This window comes from Bacillus sp. 11B20 (assembly GCF_056098985.1).
Window position 1 is genome coordinate 84423 of the sequence record NZ_JBLZWZ010000006.1, and the last position, 15394, is coordinate 99816.

The window sequence follows — 15394 nt, forward strand, 5'->3', positions numbered from 1 at the left end:
AAGACGTTTCAAGAGAACGGACCTTTTACCGCACCTGCGTAAAGTTGCTTTAGAACAGTAAAATTTGATATGATAAAGTGTATATGACTTATGATCATGACCACGATCACGCATCATTTTTGGAGGTGAACCTGCATGTCAAGAATTTCAATAGAAGAAGTCAAGCACGTTGCGCATTTAGCAAGGCTTGCGATTACAGAAGAAGAAGCTGAGATGTTTACAGAACAGCTTGATAGCATCATTTCATTTGCAGAGCAGTTAAACGAGGTAGATACGGAAAACGTTGAACCTACTACACACGTATTAAAAATGAAAAACGTCATGAGAGAAGATGTTCCGAATAAAGGTCTTTCCATTGAGGCAGTCGTCAAAAACGCGCCTGATCATAAAGACGGCTATATTCGTGTGCCATCAATTTTGGACTAAAGGAGGCCCGAGACATGTCACTGTTTGATCACAAAATTTCTGAATTAAAAGAGCTTTTACATAAAAAGGAACTGTCTGTTTCTGATTTAGTGGACGAGTCTTATAAACGAATCAATGAAGTAGACGGGAAAGTACAAGCATTCCTTGCACTGGACGAAGAAAAAGCTCGTGCGTATGCAAAGGAATTGGACGAGGCAGTTGGTGAAAAGGACGAGCTTGGCCTATTGTTCGGTATGCCGATCGGTGTGAAAGATAACATTGTTACAAAGGATCTGCGTACAACAGCTTCAAGTAAAATCCTACAAAACTTTGATCCAATTTATGATGCAACCGTTGTGAACCGCTTAAGAGACGCAGAAGCAGTCACAATCGGTAAATTAAATATGGACGAATTCGCAATGGGATCTTCTACGGAGAACTCAGGCTTCAAAGCGACGAAAAACCCGTGGAATTTAAACACCGTTCCAGGCGGATCAAGTGGTGGATCAGCAGCTTCTGTTGCAGCAGGTGAAGTACCGTTCTCACTTGGATCAGATACAGGCGGTTCTATTCGTCAGCCGGCATCTTTCTGCGGAGTTGTAGGTCTTAAACCGACATATGGCCGTGTATCCAGATACGGATTAATTGCATTTGCTTCATCATTAGACCAAATTGGTCCGATTACACGCAATGTAGAGGACAACGCTTATGTTCTTCAAGCGATTGCTGGTGTCGATCAAATGGACGCAACAAGTGCAAATGTCGATGTCCCAGATTTTCTTTCTTCATTAACTGGCGACATCAAAGGTCTGAAAATCGCTGTGCCGAAAGAATATCTTGGCGAAGGCGTTGGCGAGGAAGCAAAAGAGTCTGTTCTTCAAGCGTTAAAAGTATTAGAAGGACTTGGTGCTTCGTGGGAAGAAGTGTCTCTACCGCATTCTAAATATGCGCTTGCGACTTACTACTTATTATCTTCTTCAGAAGCATCTGCAAACCTTGCACGTTTTGACGGCATCCGCTATGGCTACCGTACAGATAATGCAGACAACCTGATTGATTTATACAAAAATACTCGTTCTGAAGGCTTCGGAGACGAAGTGAAGCGCCGCATCATGCTTGGTACATTCGCGCTAAGCTCAGGATATTACGATGCGTACTATAAAAAAGCGCAAAAAGTCCGTACATTGATCAAAAAAGACTTTGAAGATGTTTTCGAAAAGTATGATGTCATTGTTGGACCGACAACGCCAACTCCTGCATTTAACATTGGTGAAAAGACAAGCGATCCATTGACTATGTACGCAAACGATATTTTAACGATCCCTGTTAACCTTGCAGGCGTTCCAGGAATCAGTGTGCCTTGTGGATTTGCAAATGGCCTTCCGTTAGGACTGCAAATCATCGGCAAGCACTTTGACGAAGGAACAGTGTACCGCGTGGCTCACGCTTTTGAGCAAGCAACAGATCATCATAAAGCAAAACCTGAACTGTAAGGGGTGAATCAGAATGAACTTTGAAACGGTAATTGGACTTGAAGTCCACGTAGAGCTAAAAACACAATCGAAAATTTTCTCAAGCTCGCCGACACCTTTTGGTGCAGCTGCCAACACGCAAACAAGTGTCATCGACCTTGGATATCCTGGCGTACTGCCTGTACTGAACAAAGAAGCGGTGAACTTTGCGATGAAAGCGGCTATGGCGCTGAACTGTGAAATCGCAACAGATACAAAATTTGACCGTAAAAACTACTTCTATCCTGATAACCCAAAGGCGTATCAAATTTCTCAATTTGATAAACCGATCGGTGAAAACGGCTGGATTGAAATTGAAGTAGAAGGCAAAACAAAACGAATCGGTATTACGCGTCTCCATTTGGAAGAGGATGCAGGGAAACTAACGCACACAGGCGACGGTTACTCACTCGTCGATTTCAACCGTCAAGGAACACCACTTGTTGAAATCGTATCTGAGCCAGACATTCGCACGCCAGAAGAAGCGTATGCTTACTTAGAAAAATTAAAATCCATTATTCAATATACAGGCGTTTCTGACTGTAAGATGGAAGAAGGCTCACTTCGCTGTGATGCCAACATTTCTCTTCGCCCAATCGGCCGTGAAGAGTTTGGTACAAAGACAGAGCTCAAAAACTTGAACTCATTTGCTTTCGTACAAAAAGGCCTTGAATTCGAAGAGAAGCGTCAAGAGCAAGTATTGCTTTCTGGCGGCTTGATCGAGCAGGAAACACGCCGTTATGATGAAGCGTCTAAAAAGACAATTCTTATGCGCGTTAAAGAAGGCTCTGATGATTACCGCTACTTCCCAGAACCGGATTTGGTGGAGCTGTACATTGATGACGAGTGGAAAGAACGCGTAAGAGCATCCATCCCAGAGCTTCCAGACGAGCGCCGCAAACGCTACATCGATGAGCTTGGACTTCCTGCTTACGATGCAATGGTACTCACGCTGACGAAAGAAATGTCTGATTTCTTTGAAGCGACCATTTCAGAAGGTGCAGAAGCGAAGCAAGCATCGAACTGGCTCATGGGTGAAGTATCTGCATACTTAAACTCTGCTCAAAAAGAGCTGGAAGATACAAAGCTAACGCCGCAAGGGCTGGCTGGTATGATCAAGCTGATTGAAAAAGGAACGATTTCCTCTAAGATTGCGAAAAAGGTATTCAAAGAGCTCATCGAAAATGGAGGAGATGCAGAAACAATCGTCAAAGAAAAAGGACTTGTCCAAATTTCTGACGAAGGTGCACTGCTCAAACTTGTCACAGAAGCACTTGATAACAACCCGCAATCCATTGAAGACTTTAAAAATGGTAAAGACCGCGCGATTGGTTTCTTAGTCGGACAAATCATGAAAGCATCGAAGGGCCAAGCGAACCCACCGATGGTGAACAAGATTCTCCTTGAAGAAATCAAAAAACGCTAAATAGCAAAAAAACCGCCTGATGAAAAAGGCGGTTTTTTTTGATTGAAATGACAGGGTCTTACTATAGATTCGGACCACAGCCGTATATCAATTTAGAGATACTTTTCTTATAATGAAGCATAAGCGAAACTGCACATTCGAAGGGGGAAAGGTGAGCTAAATCAAAAAACAGCACGTTATGTTACTGAAGAAACAGCCTCAATTGTTCCACTGCTCTTAGAACAGCAGGGTCCTCGCACTTTTCTAAATTTGTCAGCATTCCTTGGATGACTGGCTTACGAGGTTCAGCTTTTGCCAGCTCTTCTTCAATCACTTCAATGGATACAACGGTATCATCAGAAAGCAGATGCTCCAGCTTTAACAAACGAAGTTCCTCTTGAAGGGAAGCAGCACTAGGCGCTTCGTCGTCCCAAATGGTTTGCTTCAAAATCGGCTTCGTCTGAGAACGAAGCAATCCTTGAACCAGATCATCAAACCGTTCGAGTATAAAGGATGAGAGCTCATCAAATGATAATTGCATTTGATCCTGTAAAAGCAGAACCTGCACATACGATTGGATAATTCCTTGAATCATGACTGACAGGTCAGTTATATATGGTTCGATCTCCTGTCCATAAGTGGTCAAGATGGAAATTTGAATTTCATCATTCATTTGCTTTTTCACAGTTTTTGAATACTTTTTAATTTGCTGGTTTTCCGGAATAATGTTCTCGCTGAGGATCAGAATGATAAAATCCTTGTTCTCAGCAAAATGCTGAAACTGTTCAGCAATTTGTTTCTGAAAGATCTCTCTCGGCGCGAGATGCTGATTCTCTTTTCGAATCGTTTCGATTGTTTGCATCGAAGTGTCGATATAATATTCAAACGCTCGGTTGAAAAGCTGTTCTTTTGATTTGAAATGTAAATAAAATGCGCCTTTTGATATTCCGCATTCATCTGCAATTTCCTGAATGGTCGTAGAAGAAAAACCCTTTTTCGCAAACAATTGGATGCTTGCTTTAATGATTTTTTCTTTTTTTTCGTTCATGAAATAAGGCCCCTTCAGCTTTAGAATGTTACGTCAAACGCAAGTGAAATGGTTGACGGCATTGTATATCACCGTTTATTATGATATAGAATGACCAGTCAGTCAATACATAAAGGAAAATGGAGGATATAATGAATTCGATCATCAATTTTGTATTAAAGAATAAGTTCGCTGTATGGCTCATGACGATTATCGTAACAGTTGCTGGTCTATATGCCGGATTGAATATGAAACAAGAATCAATCCCGAATATCAACACTCCAGTCATTACGGTTTCTACAACGTACCCTGGCGCAACGCCGGACGAAGTATCAGATAAGGTGACAGATCCAATTGAAAAGTCAATTCAAAACCTCAATGGGGTCAGCGTAGTCACTTCTAATTCTTTTGAAAATGCATCATCCATTCAAATCGAGTACGATTACAGCAAAGACATGGATGAAGCAAAAAAGGAAATTGAAGATGCGATTAGCAATATTGATTTCCCTGAAAATGCAGAAAAACCTAAAATCGCACGCTTTAGTATTAATGCGATTCCAATCCTAGCCCTTAGTGTCTCAGGTGATAAAGAATCATTACAAGACCTTACACAAAAAGTAGAAAATGACCTCGTTCCTTCACTTCAAGGATTAGACGGCGTCTCTTCTGTGGAAGCTTCAGGACAGCAAATCAAAGAAGTTGAATTTTCGTTTAAAGAAAAGAAACTAAAAGAATACGGTTTAGATGAAGAAACCGTCCAAAACATGATCAAAGGCTCTGATGTGAATGTACCATTAGGTCTATACACATTTGGCAACAAACAAAAATCAGTTGTCGTGGACGGCAATATTTTAAGCGTCAAAGATTTGAAAAACATGCGAATTCCAGTCACACCAAGTGCAGGCGGCGGTGCGGGAAGCGCTGGAGCTGGATCCCCTTCTAGCAGCGCAGGTGCGCAAGGTGTCGAGCAGCAGGCGGGAAGTGCAAGTCAGCAGCAAGCAGCAGCACAGCAGCAAACAGGTGCAGCAAGCAGTCAATCTGTAGAGCTGCCAACGATCAAGCTGTCTGAGATTGCAGATATTAAAGTCGTCAAAGAGGCAGAATCGATCTCTAGAACGAATGGGAAAGACAGTATCGGTCTGCAAATTGTCAAAGGCTCTGATGCCAACACAGTGAGTGTTGCAGAAGAAGTGACAAAAGAGCTTGAGAAATTCAAAAAAGACAACAAAGGAATCAAAGTAAGCACCACATATGATCAAGCAGAGCCGATTAAAGAGTCTGTCAGCACAATGCTGAACAAGGCGATCATCGGAGCAATCTTTGCGATCATTATCATTCTCTTGTTCCTGCGAGATATCAAATCAACATTAATCTCGGTCATCTCCATTCCGTTATCTCTGTTGATTGCTGTCTTACTATTAAATCAGCTGGATATCACGCTAAATATCATGACACTTGGTGCCATGACCGTCGCCATCGGGCGTGTTGTCGATGACTCGATAGTGGTCATAGAAAATATCTATCGACGAATGGCGTTAAAGGATGAACCGTTAAAAGGCAAGGCACTCGTCAGAGAAGCCACAAAAGAAATGTTTATCCCAATCATGTCTTCAACGATTGTGACAATTGCGGTATTCTTACCGTTAGCATTAGTAGGTGGAATGATTGGTGAACTATTCATCCCATTTGCCTTAACGATTGTGTTTGCGTTACTTGCTTCACTGCTTGTCGCCATTACAATTGTTCCAATGATGGCACACACTCTATTTAAAAAGAACCTGTACGGCACAGCGAAAAAGGTAAAAGAACATAAACCAAGTAAGCTTGCTGGCGGTTATAGACGTGTACTGAATTGGACACTCAACCATAAATGGATCACATCAGGAATTGCCATTCTTATGCTTGTCGGAAGCTTATTCTTAGCACCACTTGTTGGTGTCAGCTTCTTACCACAGGAAGCAGAGAAAACCGCGATGGTGACATATACACCTGAACCTGGACAAACGAGAGAGCAAGCAATTGATGAAACGAAAAAAGCTGAAGAATATTTGATGAAACGTGACCATGTCAATACAGTTCAGTATTCTCTTGGCTCTTCAAATGCCATGACAGCAAGTGTTGGCGGTAACTCTAACGGTGCATTATTCTTCGTACAATATGACGAGGACACACCGAATTTTGATAAAGAAAAAGATCGTGTAGTCAAAGCCCTGCAAGACAAAGCGTCTAAAGGGGAATGGAAATCACAAGACTTTTCATCTGCTGGCGCCAGCAATACTGTGACGTACTATGTGTACGGTGACAAAGCAAGCGATATTGAAGGCACAGTAAAAGATGTTGAGAACATCTTAAAAGATGAGAAAAACCTGAAAAATGTCAGCACAAGCTTATCTGAGAAATACGACGAATATACGTTTAATGCAGATCAAGAAAAACTGGCGAAACTGGGTCTAACTGCTTCACAAATCGCTCAAGCGATTGCACCTCAAAATAGTGAAACAACACTGACGAAAGTCACAGAGGACGGCAAAGAACTTGATGTGAAGCTTCAAACGGAAAAAGATGAATATAAGAGCAAAAAAGATTTAGAAAATAAAAAGATCACTACACCAACAGGGCAAGAAGTCCGAATTGGTGATGTCGTCAAAGTAAAAGATGGGACGACAGCAAATACGGTGACAAAACGTGATGGAAAAATCTACGCAGAAGTGTCTGGTGACATGACAACAGACGACGTCTCAAGTGTGACACAAGATGTTCAGAAGAAAGTTGACAAGCTTGATCTGAAATCCGGCGTAACGATTGACACAGGCGGCGTAAGTGCGGATATACAAGAATCCTTTACACAGCTTGGCCTTGCAATGCTTGCAGCGATTGCCATTGTGTATCTCGTTCTCGTCATCACATTTGGCGGAGGTCTTGCACCATTTGCAATTCTCTTCTCACTTCCATTTACAGTTATTGGCGCTCTCGCTGGATTGTTTATAGCAAAAGAAACCATCAGCTTAAATGCCATGATTGGATTGCTCATGCTGATCGGTATCGTTGTAACAAATGCCATTGTCTTGATTGACCGCGTGATTCATAAAGAACAAGAAGGTCTCTCAACAAGAGAAGCGTTACTTGAAGCAGGTGCAACAAGATTACGTCCAATCTTAATGACGGCACTTGCGACAATTGGTGCACTGCTGCCACTCGCATTAGGATTTGAAGGCGGAAGCCAGATCGTATCAAAAGGACTTGGTGTTACCGTAATTGGCGGTTTAACAAGTTCTACACTTCTCACATTGGTCATCGTTCCAATCGTGTATGAAATGTTAAGCAAGTTTAAACGTAAGAATAAATACGCAGAAGAAGAATAAGAGGAAGCCCCGCTCATTGGCGGGGCTTTTTTTTATTTTGAAATCTGGCAAACAGCTTTTCTCATAAGTTCTTCAAATGCGTGGAAAAAGGCATCACGATCGACATGGTCAATCACTTGAATTGATTTTCCATCTGGATGTTCTTCTGTCCGTCCTTGCTTTGGCGTCTCGGTATAAACGATCGCATTCACTTCTTTTGAACGGGTAAATGATAATGATGTAGAAGCAAGAGTAATTGTTGTCAGCACATCCCATAGGTAATACGTCGAATTGGTTTCATGATGAATGAGCGGCGGACAAAAGGCGTAGCACTGTCCGATAAAATCTATTCCAATATGAGAACGAAGAGAAGCCCAGCGCTGGCGTACATCAAGTGTAAGCGGGACTTGATTTGTACTTTCAAGTGCGACCATTTCAATAGGAAACGGTTCCTGAAAGACAGTGCTCACAGCATAAGGATCCCAAAATGCATTCCATTCTGCTGTCCCGTCATGCTCGGGTTCTTCAACATTGCCTTTTTCAAGGAACGTGCCGCCCATCCACACCAATTTCTCAATTTTGTTAGAGATTGAAGGATCTTCTTCTAAAGCTCGTGCAAGATCTGTGAGCGGACCAGTAAAGAGCAGGGTGACAGGTTCTTTTGCCTTCTTAACTGTTTCAATCAGATGAAGGTGTGCTGGCAGCTTGGACACCTTTGTATCAACATTGCCTTTTTCATTTAAAATTGGCAAAGCATCTACATAGAAAGCATGCATACGCCACTCCTTCGGAAATGGATTGACGCCTCTAGAAGTTGAAGCAGCGACTTCAATTTCATAAGGGCTGAATCGATCAATGATTTTTTGAGATGCACTGAGCGCAGGCTCTAAATAACAATCAGCAGGAATCACAGACATTCCGATGACTTCCAGATGTTCCATTTGAAGGAGAAGAAATAAAGAGACGAGGTCATCAACACCGCCGTCATGATTAAAATAGACAGGCTTTTTCATCGCATATCATCCTTTACAGCGTTTTCTTTTATCTTATCAGAATGCTTTCTTACTGAGGGAAATGTGCTTGGAAATTTTACATATTAGGCGGTTGTTTTGTTGCCATTTTCAAATCTCATAGTATAATTAAAGGTTGTTAGTGGTGAAAATAGATTGCATAATGAATATAGGATGATGATGAATGAAACGTGCTCGAATTATATACAATCCGACATCTGGGCGTGAACTCTTCAAGAAGAATTTACCGCAGGTTTTGCAAAAATTTGAACAAGCTGGCTATGAAACTTCTTGTCATGCGACGACATGTGCAGGAGATGCCACGCAAGCAGCAGAAAAGGCCGCACAGAGAGATTTTGATTTAATTGTAGCAGCAGGTGGAGACGGCACGATCAATGAAGTCGTCAACGGACTAGCACCGCTTGAAAAAAGACCAAAACTAGGAATTATTCCAGTTGGAACGACAAATGATTTCGCAAGAGCACTTGGAATTCCACGAGAAGGTGTTTTGAAAGCGACAGATGCCATTATTGAGGGTGTAGCGAAGCCGCTTGATATCGGTAAAGTCAATGGCCATTATTTTATTAATATTGCTGGCGGCGGCCGATTAACAGAGCTCACCTATGAGGTGCCTAGTAAACTGAAGACCATGCTTGGACAGCTTGCTTATTATTTAAAAGGCATGGAGATGCTTCCTTCAATCCGCCCGACAGAAGTCGAAATTGAATATGACGGCAAATTGTTTCATGGAGAAATCATGCTGTTCCTTGTTTCACTCACAAACTCAGTAGGCGGCTTTGAAAAACTAGCGCCAGATTCCATTTTAGATGATGGGATGTTTGATCTAATTATTTTAAAGAAGGTCAATTTAGCAGAAGCCATTCGAGTGGTCAGCCTTGCTCTCAGAGGCGAGCATATTCATGATAACAATGTCATCTACGCAAAAGCGAATCGCGTGAAGGTAGATGTAAAAGATAAAATGCAATTGAATTTAGATGGTGAATACGGCGGCATGCTGCCAGGTGAATTTGAAAACCTGTATCGCCATATCGAATTTATTGTGCCAAAAGAAACAGCTGAAAAAATAGGGTGAAGACTGAACTTGGTTCCTTATGGCGGCCAAGTTTTTCTTTGCAAATGAGGTGATAAAATTGGTGAAAATGAAACCGCCTGTTGAAAAGAATGAATACTACAATGTAACCTTCGAAGACTTAACGCATGAAGGTGCAGGTGTAGCGAAAATTGAAGGATTCCCTGTCTTTGTACCGAATGCCCTTCCTGACGAACAAGGGCAAATCAAAGTCACACGAGTCAAAAAAGGATTTGCTTTTGGACGACTCATGGAGCTGACAAAGGAAAGTCAGCACAGGCAAGATGCGCCATGTCCCATTTACAAGCAGTGCGGCGGCTGTCAAATTCAGCATATGAGCTATGAAGGCCAGCTGCTATTTAAACAGAAACAAGTAAAGGACGTTTTAGAGCGGATCGGCAAGCTTGATATGAGCCGTGTAAAAGTTCATCCTGTACTCGGCATGGAAGACCCCTGGAATTACCGAAACAAAGCACAAGTTCCAGTTGGCGAACGCGAAGGCGGACTTGTTGCAGGGTTTTATCAGCAGCGTACCCATGAAATCATTGATATGGAAAAATGTTTGATTCAGCAGTCAGAAAACGACGAAGTGGTACAGGCAGTAAAAGACATATGCAATGCGTTTGGCATCAAAGCATATAACGAAGAGCGGCACAAAGGCTGGCTGCGTCATGTGATGGTTCGCTACGGTATTGCAACAGGTGAAATGATGGTTGTGTTTGTTACTAGAACGGCTGACTTTCCGCAAAAGCAGCAGGTGATTGAGCAGATTATAGCACGCTTCCCACACGTTCGGTCAATTGTACAAAACGTGAATTCAAAGAAAACAAATGTCATTTTCGGAGACGAAACAACCATTTTATGGGGCGAAGAATACATTTATGACACGATTGGCGACATCAAATTTGCCATTTCAGCCCGCTCGTTTTATCAAGTGAACCCAGCCCAAACAAAGGTGCTTTATGACAAAGCGCTTGAATATGCCGAGCTGCAAGGCGAAGAAACTGTTATCGATGCCTACTGCGGAATCGGTACGATTTCCTTATTTCTCGCACAAAAAGCAGGCAGAGTATATGGGGTTGAAATTGTTCCAGAAGCAATTGAAGATGCAAAACGCAATGCTGCCTTAAACGGAATCAATAACGTCGAATTCGCAGTCGGCGAAGCAGAAACCGTCATCCCAAACTGGTACAAAGAAGGCATCAAAGCAGACACGCTCGTCGTCGATCCGCCAAGAAAAGGCTGCGACGAAGCACTGCTTGACACGATTTTAAAAATGAAACCAAACCGTGTTGTTTACGTCTCCTGTAACCCAGGGACGCTTGCTCGTGATTTGCGCATTCTTGAAGATGGCGGGTATGTGACGGAGGAAGTGCAGCCTGTGGATATGTTTCCGCATACGAGTCATGTGGAGTGCTGTGCATTGTTAGTTAGAAGTAAAGAATAAGCAGGAGAGTCCGAGAGTCTGTAAAAGATTCTAGGACTCCCAACTGATTTAATATCAATGCGATCAATTAGTCTGTGAAGGAATCCGTTTTAGAGATTTCCTGTGAAAATAAACAGCATCGGTGTTGAAGGTATGATCGCCTAAAAGTTTAACTTAGGAACTAACCTTTCCTTGCCGTGTCGTTGACGGTGGTCGTTTTTTGCCTTGGAAGTTCGGTAGTTGAAAAGCATTGCGATGTATACAAACCTGTTCATCATGATTTATACTAATAGATGGAGCGGGTTCGTTCTTCTTTAATCATTTTTATTAGGAGATGTTTTTCTTGATCATCAAATTCATTCGTTTACGTTAATGGAAGGTACAGTCTATGTATACTCACGTCATTTTTAAAAAACTATGACCTGGGTTTATTTAACTGTGCCTTTTTCATTTACTAAATACGAATGAATGAGGTGTTTTTATTTTGTCTAAAAACAATCGGAAAATGACAAACGCATGTCTTCTCTCTGAGTATGAAGACATTTTTAGATGTCCAATATGTTCAAATCCAATTGAGGTAGTAAATTTAAGGAGTTTAATTTGTTACAATCATCATTGTTTTGATATATCTAAGCAAGGATATGTTAACTTATTGTCTCATCCTCCTAAAACAAAATACGATAAAAAACTGTTTAAGTCTAGAAAGATGTTTAGCCAAAGCGGCTTTTTTGATCCGTTGATTGCTCAGGTTTGTGAGAATATGTTAGAAGAGTTGAAACCAACGAGTGATACCATAAAAATATTAGATGCTGGATGCGGTGAAGGTTCACATTTGTCGAAGATACAGCAGAGGATAATTGAACAATCGCAATGTAACTTGTTGGGAATAGGTGTTGATATCTCAAAAGAGGGAATCGATATTGCTTCAAGGAGTCCTTCTAAAACAATCTGGTGCGTAGCCGATCTCGCAAAGTGTCCATTAATTGATAAACAATTCAATTTCTTATTGAATATATTATCTCCATCCAACTATTCTGAGTTCCATAGAATGCTTGCAGATGATGGAATGGTTATAAAAGTTATACCTGAAAGTAAGTACCTTCAAGAATTAAGAGAGATATTTTACAATCAAACAGATAGAACTGTATATTCAAATGAAAATACATTAGAGCTTTTCAATCGTAATTTTGATCTTGTTGACATCCAGCGTGTTCAGTACGGTATAACAATGGAAAGTAAGTACATTAAACAGTTGATCCATATGACCCCCTTGTCTTGGGGAGCATCGGAAGAGCTTATACAACAAGTTCTGAGCGAAAATAAATTGGAAATCACTTTTGACTTTTCAGTCTTGCTTGGGAAGAAAATGAAGGCTCATAGATCAATTAATTAAAAACTTATGATTAAAAAAGCTTATAAGGCTATATGGTTCGAAGACTAAAAACAGCTTGATGTTCGAAATATCTATTATTAAATACCCCCTTAATGGATAGGGGGGTATTCTTCTATGTTCTGATTCTTTTGATCAAGCGCAGAGGATATGATATCAAGTCCAATGTATAAAAAACTAACAAAGAAAGATAAAATCAATGCACCATTTCCCCATATTGAAACTTCAACTAACTTTAAATTTAATACATATTTAATCGTGAAGTAAATAAGCGCCCACGAAGCAAAAAATTCTAAAATATAAGTTATCCATTTTGGGATCTTCAACAAAAAAGTGATTCCTTTCCCTATAAATAAAACTATAAACGACCAAAAAACTACGATGATGCTGACTAACAATGAAAAGGTAATCAAAGAAAATAATGAATCATAAGTGATGTATTCACCGAATAGAAAATTCACTCCCAATGAGACTAGAAAAAGCATAACAGTTGGAAGCGCAATAACAATACTAAGGGAAAAACATATTAGTAAAATAAGAAGAACGGCAGCAAAAGCGCCAGGTGCTTCATCTACAATGTTTTTCTTTCTGAAAAATGTATAGAGCATGATAGATACTAAAAGGAGTACTAAAAAAGTCATTAGAATAACGTAAGATAAAGACATGATCACCCTCCATAAAAAAGTGCTATTTAGTACTTATTGTTTATTTAGAGAAGATTAATAATGAATTTGCCATAGTTTTAGTAACTTTTAATAAAAGCATAGTGAACTGTTTTATGTATTATTACTATAAGATAATTACTCCTTTCTATAAAATAAACAAATATCATAATAATATCCATATTAAGGTTGATTGGTATTTTTGCTATTTGTATAATGTGATATTTGTCGATTTCAAATTTGAAATAATTGAGGTTTTTTTCATTAGTTTGGCGAATGCCTTACCTTCTCCCATTGAATGACACGTTTCTCAGCAGCACTTTTGAAAGGCGTTTACGTCTCCTCAAATTTTTGATATTTTATAAAGTGCTGATAGCATTTTGTTATTGTTCATTTTATGCTCCTTTTGCGTTGAATCCTAACTAAAGTATATAATGATAATAGAAGGACATGCCCTTTAGGCGCTATGTCATGAGAGGAATTGGATGAAAGATGAGTAAAAATTTCTGGCGTGATTTACCGCGGCCATTTTTTATATTAGCACCAATGGAAGAAGTGACAGATGTTGTGTTTCGTCATGTTGTGAGTGAGGCGGCGAGACCTGATGTGTTTTTTACAGAGTTTACGAATAGTGAGAGCTATTGCCATCCTGATGGCATTCAAAGTGTGAAGGGGCGTTTAACGTTTACAGAGGATGAGCAGCCGATTGTTGCTCATATTTGGGGAGACAAGCCTGAGAACTTTAGACAAATGAGTATTGGAATGGCGGAATTAGGATTTCAGGGGCTTGATATTAATATGGGCTGTCCTGTTCCAAATGTCACGCAAAACGGGAAGGGCAGCGGCTTAATTCTTCGTCCAGATGTTGCTGCAGAGCTGATTCAAGCAGCAAAAGCTGGGGGATTACCTGTCAGCGTGAAAACAAGACTTGGTTTTACTGAGGTCGATGAATGGCGCGGGTGGCTTCGACACATTTTGGAGCAAGATATTGTGAATTTATCGATCCACCTTCGCACAAGAAAGGAAATGAGCCAGGTGGATGCGCATTGGGAGCTCATTCCTGAGATCAAAAAACTTCGTGATGAAGTAGCACCTGATACGCTTTTGACGATCAATGGTGATATTCCTGATCGTCAAACAGGCTTAAAGCTCGCTGAACAGTATGGAGTGGACGGAGTGATGATTGGGCGCGGGATTTTCCATAACCCATTTGCTTTTGAAAAAGAGCCGAAGGAGCATACAAGTGATGAACTGCTCGGTCTGTTAAGGTTACATCTTGATCTCCATGATCAATACTCATCACTAGGCTTGCGTCCATTCAAGGCACTGCACCGTTTCTTTAAGATTTATGTAAAAGGATTCAGAGGAGCGAGTTTCTTAAGAAATCAATTAATGAATACATCATCAACAGATGAAGTGCGTGCAATGCTGGATGAATTTGAAGCGAGAAATCAAGAACAATCATGACCAACAAGAGGAGGGGGCGAACCCTTCTCTTTTTTTATTAAATAGGACTATTAAACTAGTTCTCTTAAATGGTAAAATGAGATAGAAATAACAATTGGAGGTATTTCATTTGAAACCATTTTGGGATAAAGACAGTGAAAGCGAAGAAACATTTAAGAAAATCAATGAGAAAGGCATTGCAAAAGCGGAAAAGAAGCTAGGCGTCATCTTGCCGGATACATATAAAAAACTGATTCTCGAACAAAATGGCGGGTATACCCTGCATAACGCTTTTCCCACGGATCAGCCGAATGGATGGGCAGAGGATCATGTGTCATTTGATCATTTAAGAGGAATTGCCAAAAATGAAGGCATTATGGATAGTGATTATTTAATAGAAGAATGGGAATTGCCTGAGGGACTTGTGCTCATTTGTGGAGATGGTCATACGTGGATTGCATTGGATTACAGAGAAACAAAGGAACATCCGCCGGTTCATTACTTTGATCTAGAATATGAGACGGATTTCAAATTAGCGGATTCGTTTGATGAACTGCTCGCTGGGCATTATACTGCTGAATAGGAAAAGGCAGCCGCAAGTAGATATATTTCATTAAATCCGCTGTTATACAGTGTTTTTTGAGAGAGACAAAAGAGTCTCTCTTTTTTTTGCGAAGCAAC

General features: G+C 40.7%; 11 protein-coding genes and 1 pseudogene. 9 read left to right on the plus strand and 3 right to left on the minus strand.

The features are described from left to right. Window positions 1-135: 135 nt before the first annotated feature. From gatC to gatB, 3 genes are read left to right on the plus strand one after another with little or no spacing between them, the layout of a single operon-like run. Complete coding sequence (gene gatC / locus ACN6NB_RS03205; protein ID WP_024424549.1) at window positions 136-426, plus strand: Asp-tRNA(Asn)/Glu-tRNA(Gln) amidotransferase subunit GatC; 291 nt, start codon at window positions 136-138, stop codon at window positions 424-426. A 14-nt stretch (window positions 427-440) separates the two neighbouring features. After that, window positions 441-1898 (plus strand): Asp-tRNA(Asn)/Glu-tRNA(Gln) amidotransferase subunit GatA, encoded by a 1458-nt coding sequence (gatA, locus tag ACN6NB_RS03210; protein ID WP_041116096.1) that lies wholly within the window; start codon window positions 441-443, stop codon window positions 1896-1898. A 13-nt stretch (window positions 1899-1911) separates the two neighbouring features. Next, complete coding sequence (gatB, locus tag ACN6NB_RS03215; protein WP_059374649.1) at window positions 1912-3342, plus strand: Asp-tRNA(Asn)/Glu-tRNA(Gln) amidotransferase subunit GatB; 1431 nt, start codon at window positions 1912-1914, stop codon at window positions 3340-3342. Between the two features lie 181 nt (window positions 3343-3523). On the opposite strand, the gene ACN6NB_RS03220 is transcribed toward gatB, so the two are convergent. Continuing rightward, entirely contained in the window at window positions 3524-4369 is an 846-nt protein-coding gene (locus tag ACN6NB_RS03220) for a TetR/AcrR family transcriptional regulator (protein ID WP_039176996.1), read from the minus strand. A 131-nt stretch (window positions 4370-4500) separates the two neighbouring features. Here ACN6NB_RS03220 and ACN6NB_RS03225 point away from each other — a divergent pair, with 131 nt between their 5' ends. Next, the gene (locus tag ACN6NB_RS03225) at window positions 4501-7710 is read left to right on the plus strand and encodes an efflux RND transporter permease subunit (protein WP_268465635.1); all 3210 of its coding nucleotides are present in this window, start codon (window positions 4501-4503) and stop codon (window positions 7708-7710) included. Window positions 7711-7742: 32 nt separating this feature from the next. On the opposite strand, the gene ACN6NB_RS03230 is transcribed toward ACN6NB_RS03225, so the two are convergent. After that, complete coding sequence (locus tag ACN6NB_RS03230; protein ID WP_072367866.1) at window positions 7743-8702, minus strand: nucleoside hydrolase; 960 nt, start codon at window positions 8700-8702, stop codon at window positions 7743-7745. A gap of 181 nt (window positions 8703-8883) precedes the next feature. Between ACN6NB_RS03230 and ACN6NB_RS03235 the strand changes: the two genes are divergently transcribed. From ACN6NB_RS03235 to ACN6NB_RS03245, 3 genes are all read left to right on the plus strand, one after another. Further along, window positions 8884-9792 (plus strand): diacylglycerol kinase, encoded by a 909-nt coding sequence (locus ACN6NB_RS03235; protein ID WP_039177003.1) that lies wholly within the window; start codon window positions 8884-8886, stop codon window positions 9790-9792. A gap of 61 nt (window positions 9793-9853) precedes the next feature. Then, window positions 9854-11236 carry a 23S rRNA (uracil(1939)-C(5))-methyltransferase RlmD gene (rlmD, locus tag ACN6NB_RS03240; protein ID WP_144491795.1) on the plus strand — a complete coding sequence of 461 codons (1383 nt, stop codon included), beginning with the start codon at window positions 9854-9856 and terminating at the stop codon, window positions 11234-11236. Window positions 11237-11699: 463 nt separating this feature from the next. Further along, window positions 11700-12608, plus strand: a complete 909-nt coding sequence (locus ACN6NB_RS03245; RefSeq protein WP_260982301.1) for a putative RNA methyltransferase — start codon at window positions 11700-11702, stop codon at window positions 12606-12608. Between the two features lie 89 nt (window positions 12609-12697). On the opposite strand, the gene ACN6NB_RS03250 is transcribed toward ACN6NB_RS03245, so the two are convergent. Beyond that, window positions 12698-13270, minus strand: coding sequence for a hypothetical protein (locus ACN6NB_RS03250; protein ID WP_059376695.1), 573 nt, complete (start codon window positions 13268-13270; stop codon window positions 12698-12700). A gap of 489 nt (window positions 13271-13759) precedes the next feature. Here ACN6NB_RS03250 and ACN6NB_RS03255 point away from each other — a divergent pair, with 489 nt between their 5' ends. Together ACN6NB_RS03255 and ACN6NB_RS03260 are read left to right on the plus strand one after the other, a co-directional pair. Continuing rightward, on the plus strand, window positions 13760-14734 hold the full coding sequence (locus ACN6NB_RS03255; RefSeq protein ID WP_017366774.1) for a tRNA dihydrouridine synthase: 975 nt from the start codon (window positions 13760-13762) through the stop codon (window positions 14732-14734). 109 nt (window positions 14735-14843) lie between these two features. Continuing rightward, window positions 14844-15293, plus strand: a pseudogene (locus ACN6NB_RS03260) (SMI1/KNR4 family protein); the annotation flags it as partial. Between the last annotated feature and the right edge of the window lie 101 nt (window positions 15294-15394).

Coding starts and splice junctions, on each gene's coding strand:
- gatA (WP_041116096.1), top strand. CDS start 441: ATGTCACTGTTTGATCACAAAATTTCTGAATTAAAAGAGCTTTTACAT.
- ACN6NB_RS03220 (WP_039176996.1), bottom strand. CDS start 4,369: ATGAACGAAAAAAAAGAAAAAATCATTAAAGCAAGCATCCAATTGTTT.
- ACN6NB_RS03225 (WP_268465635.1), top strand. CDS start 4,501: ATGAATTCGATCATCAATTTTGTATTAAAGAATAAGTTCGCTGTATGG.
- gatB (WP_059374649.1), top strand. CDS start 1,912: ATGAACTTTGAAACGGTAATTGGACTTGAAGTCCACGTAGAGCTAAAA.
- gatC (WP_024424549.1), top strand. CDS start 136: ATGTCAAGAATTTCAATAGAAGAAGTCAAGCACGTTGCGCATTTAGCA.
- ACN6NB_RS03235 (WP_039177003.1), top strand. CDS start 8,884: ATGAAACGTGCTCGAATTATATACAATCCGACATCTGGGCGTGAACTC.
- ACN6NB_RS03255 (WP_017366774.1), top strand. CDS start 13,760: ATGAGTAAAAATTTCTGGCGTGATTTACCGCGGCCATTTTTTATATTA.
- ACN6NB_RS03250 (WP_059376695.1), bottom strand. CDS start 13,270: ATGTCTTTATCTTACGTTATTCTAATGACTTTTTTAGTACTCCTTTTA.
- ACN6NB_RS03230 (WP_072367866.1), bottom strand. CDS start 8,702: ATGAAAAAGCCTGTCTATTTTAATCATGACGGCGGTGTTGATGACCTC.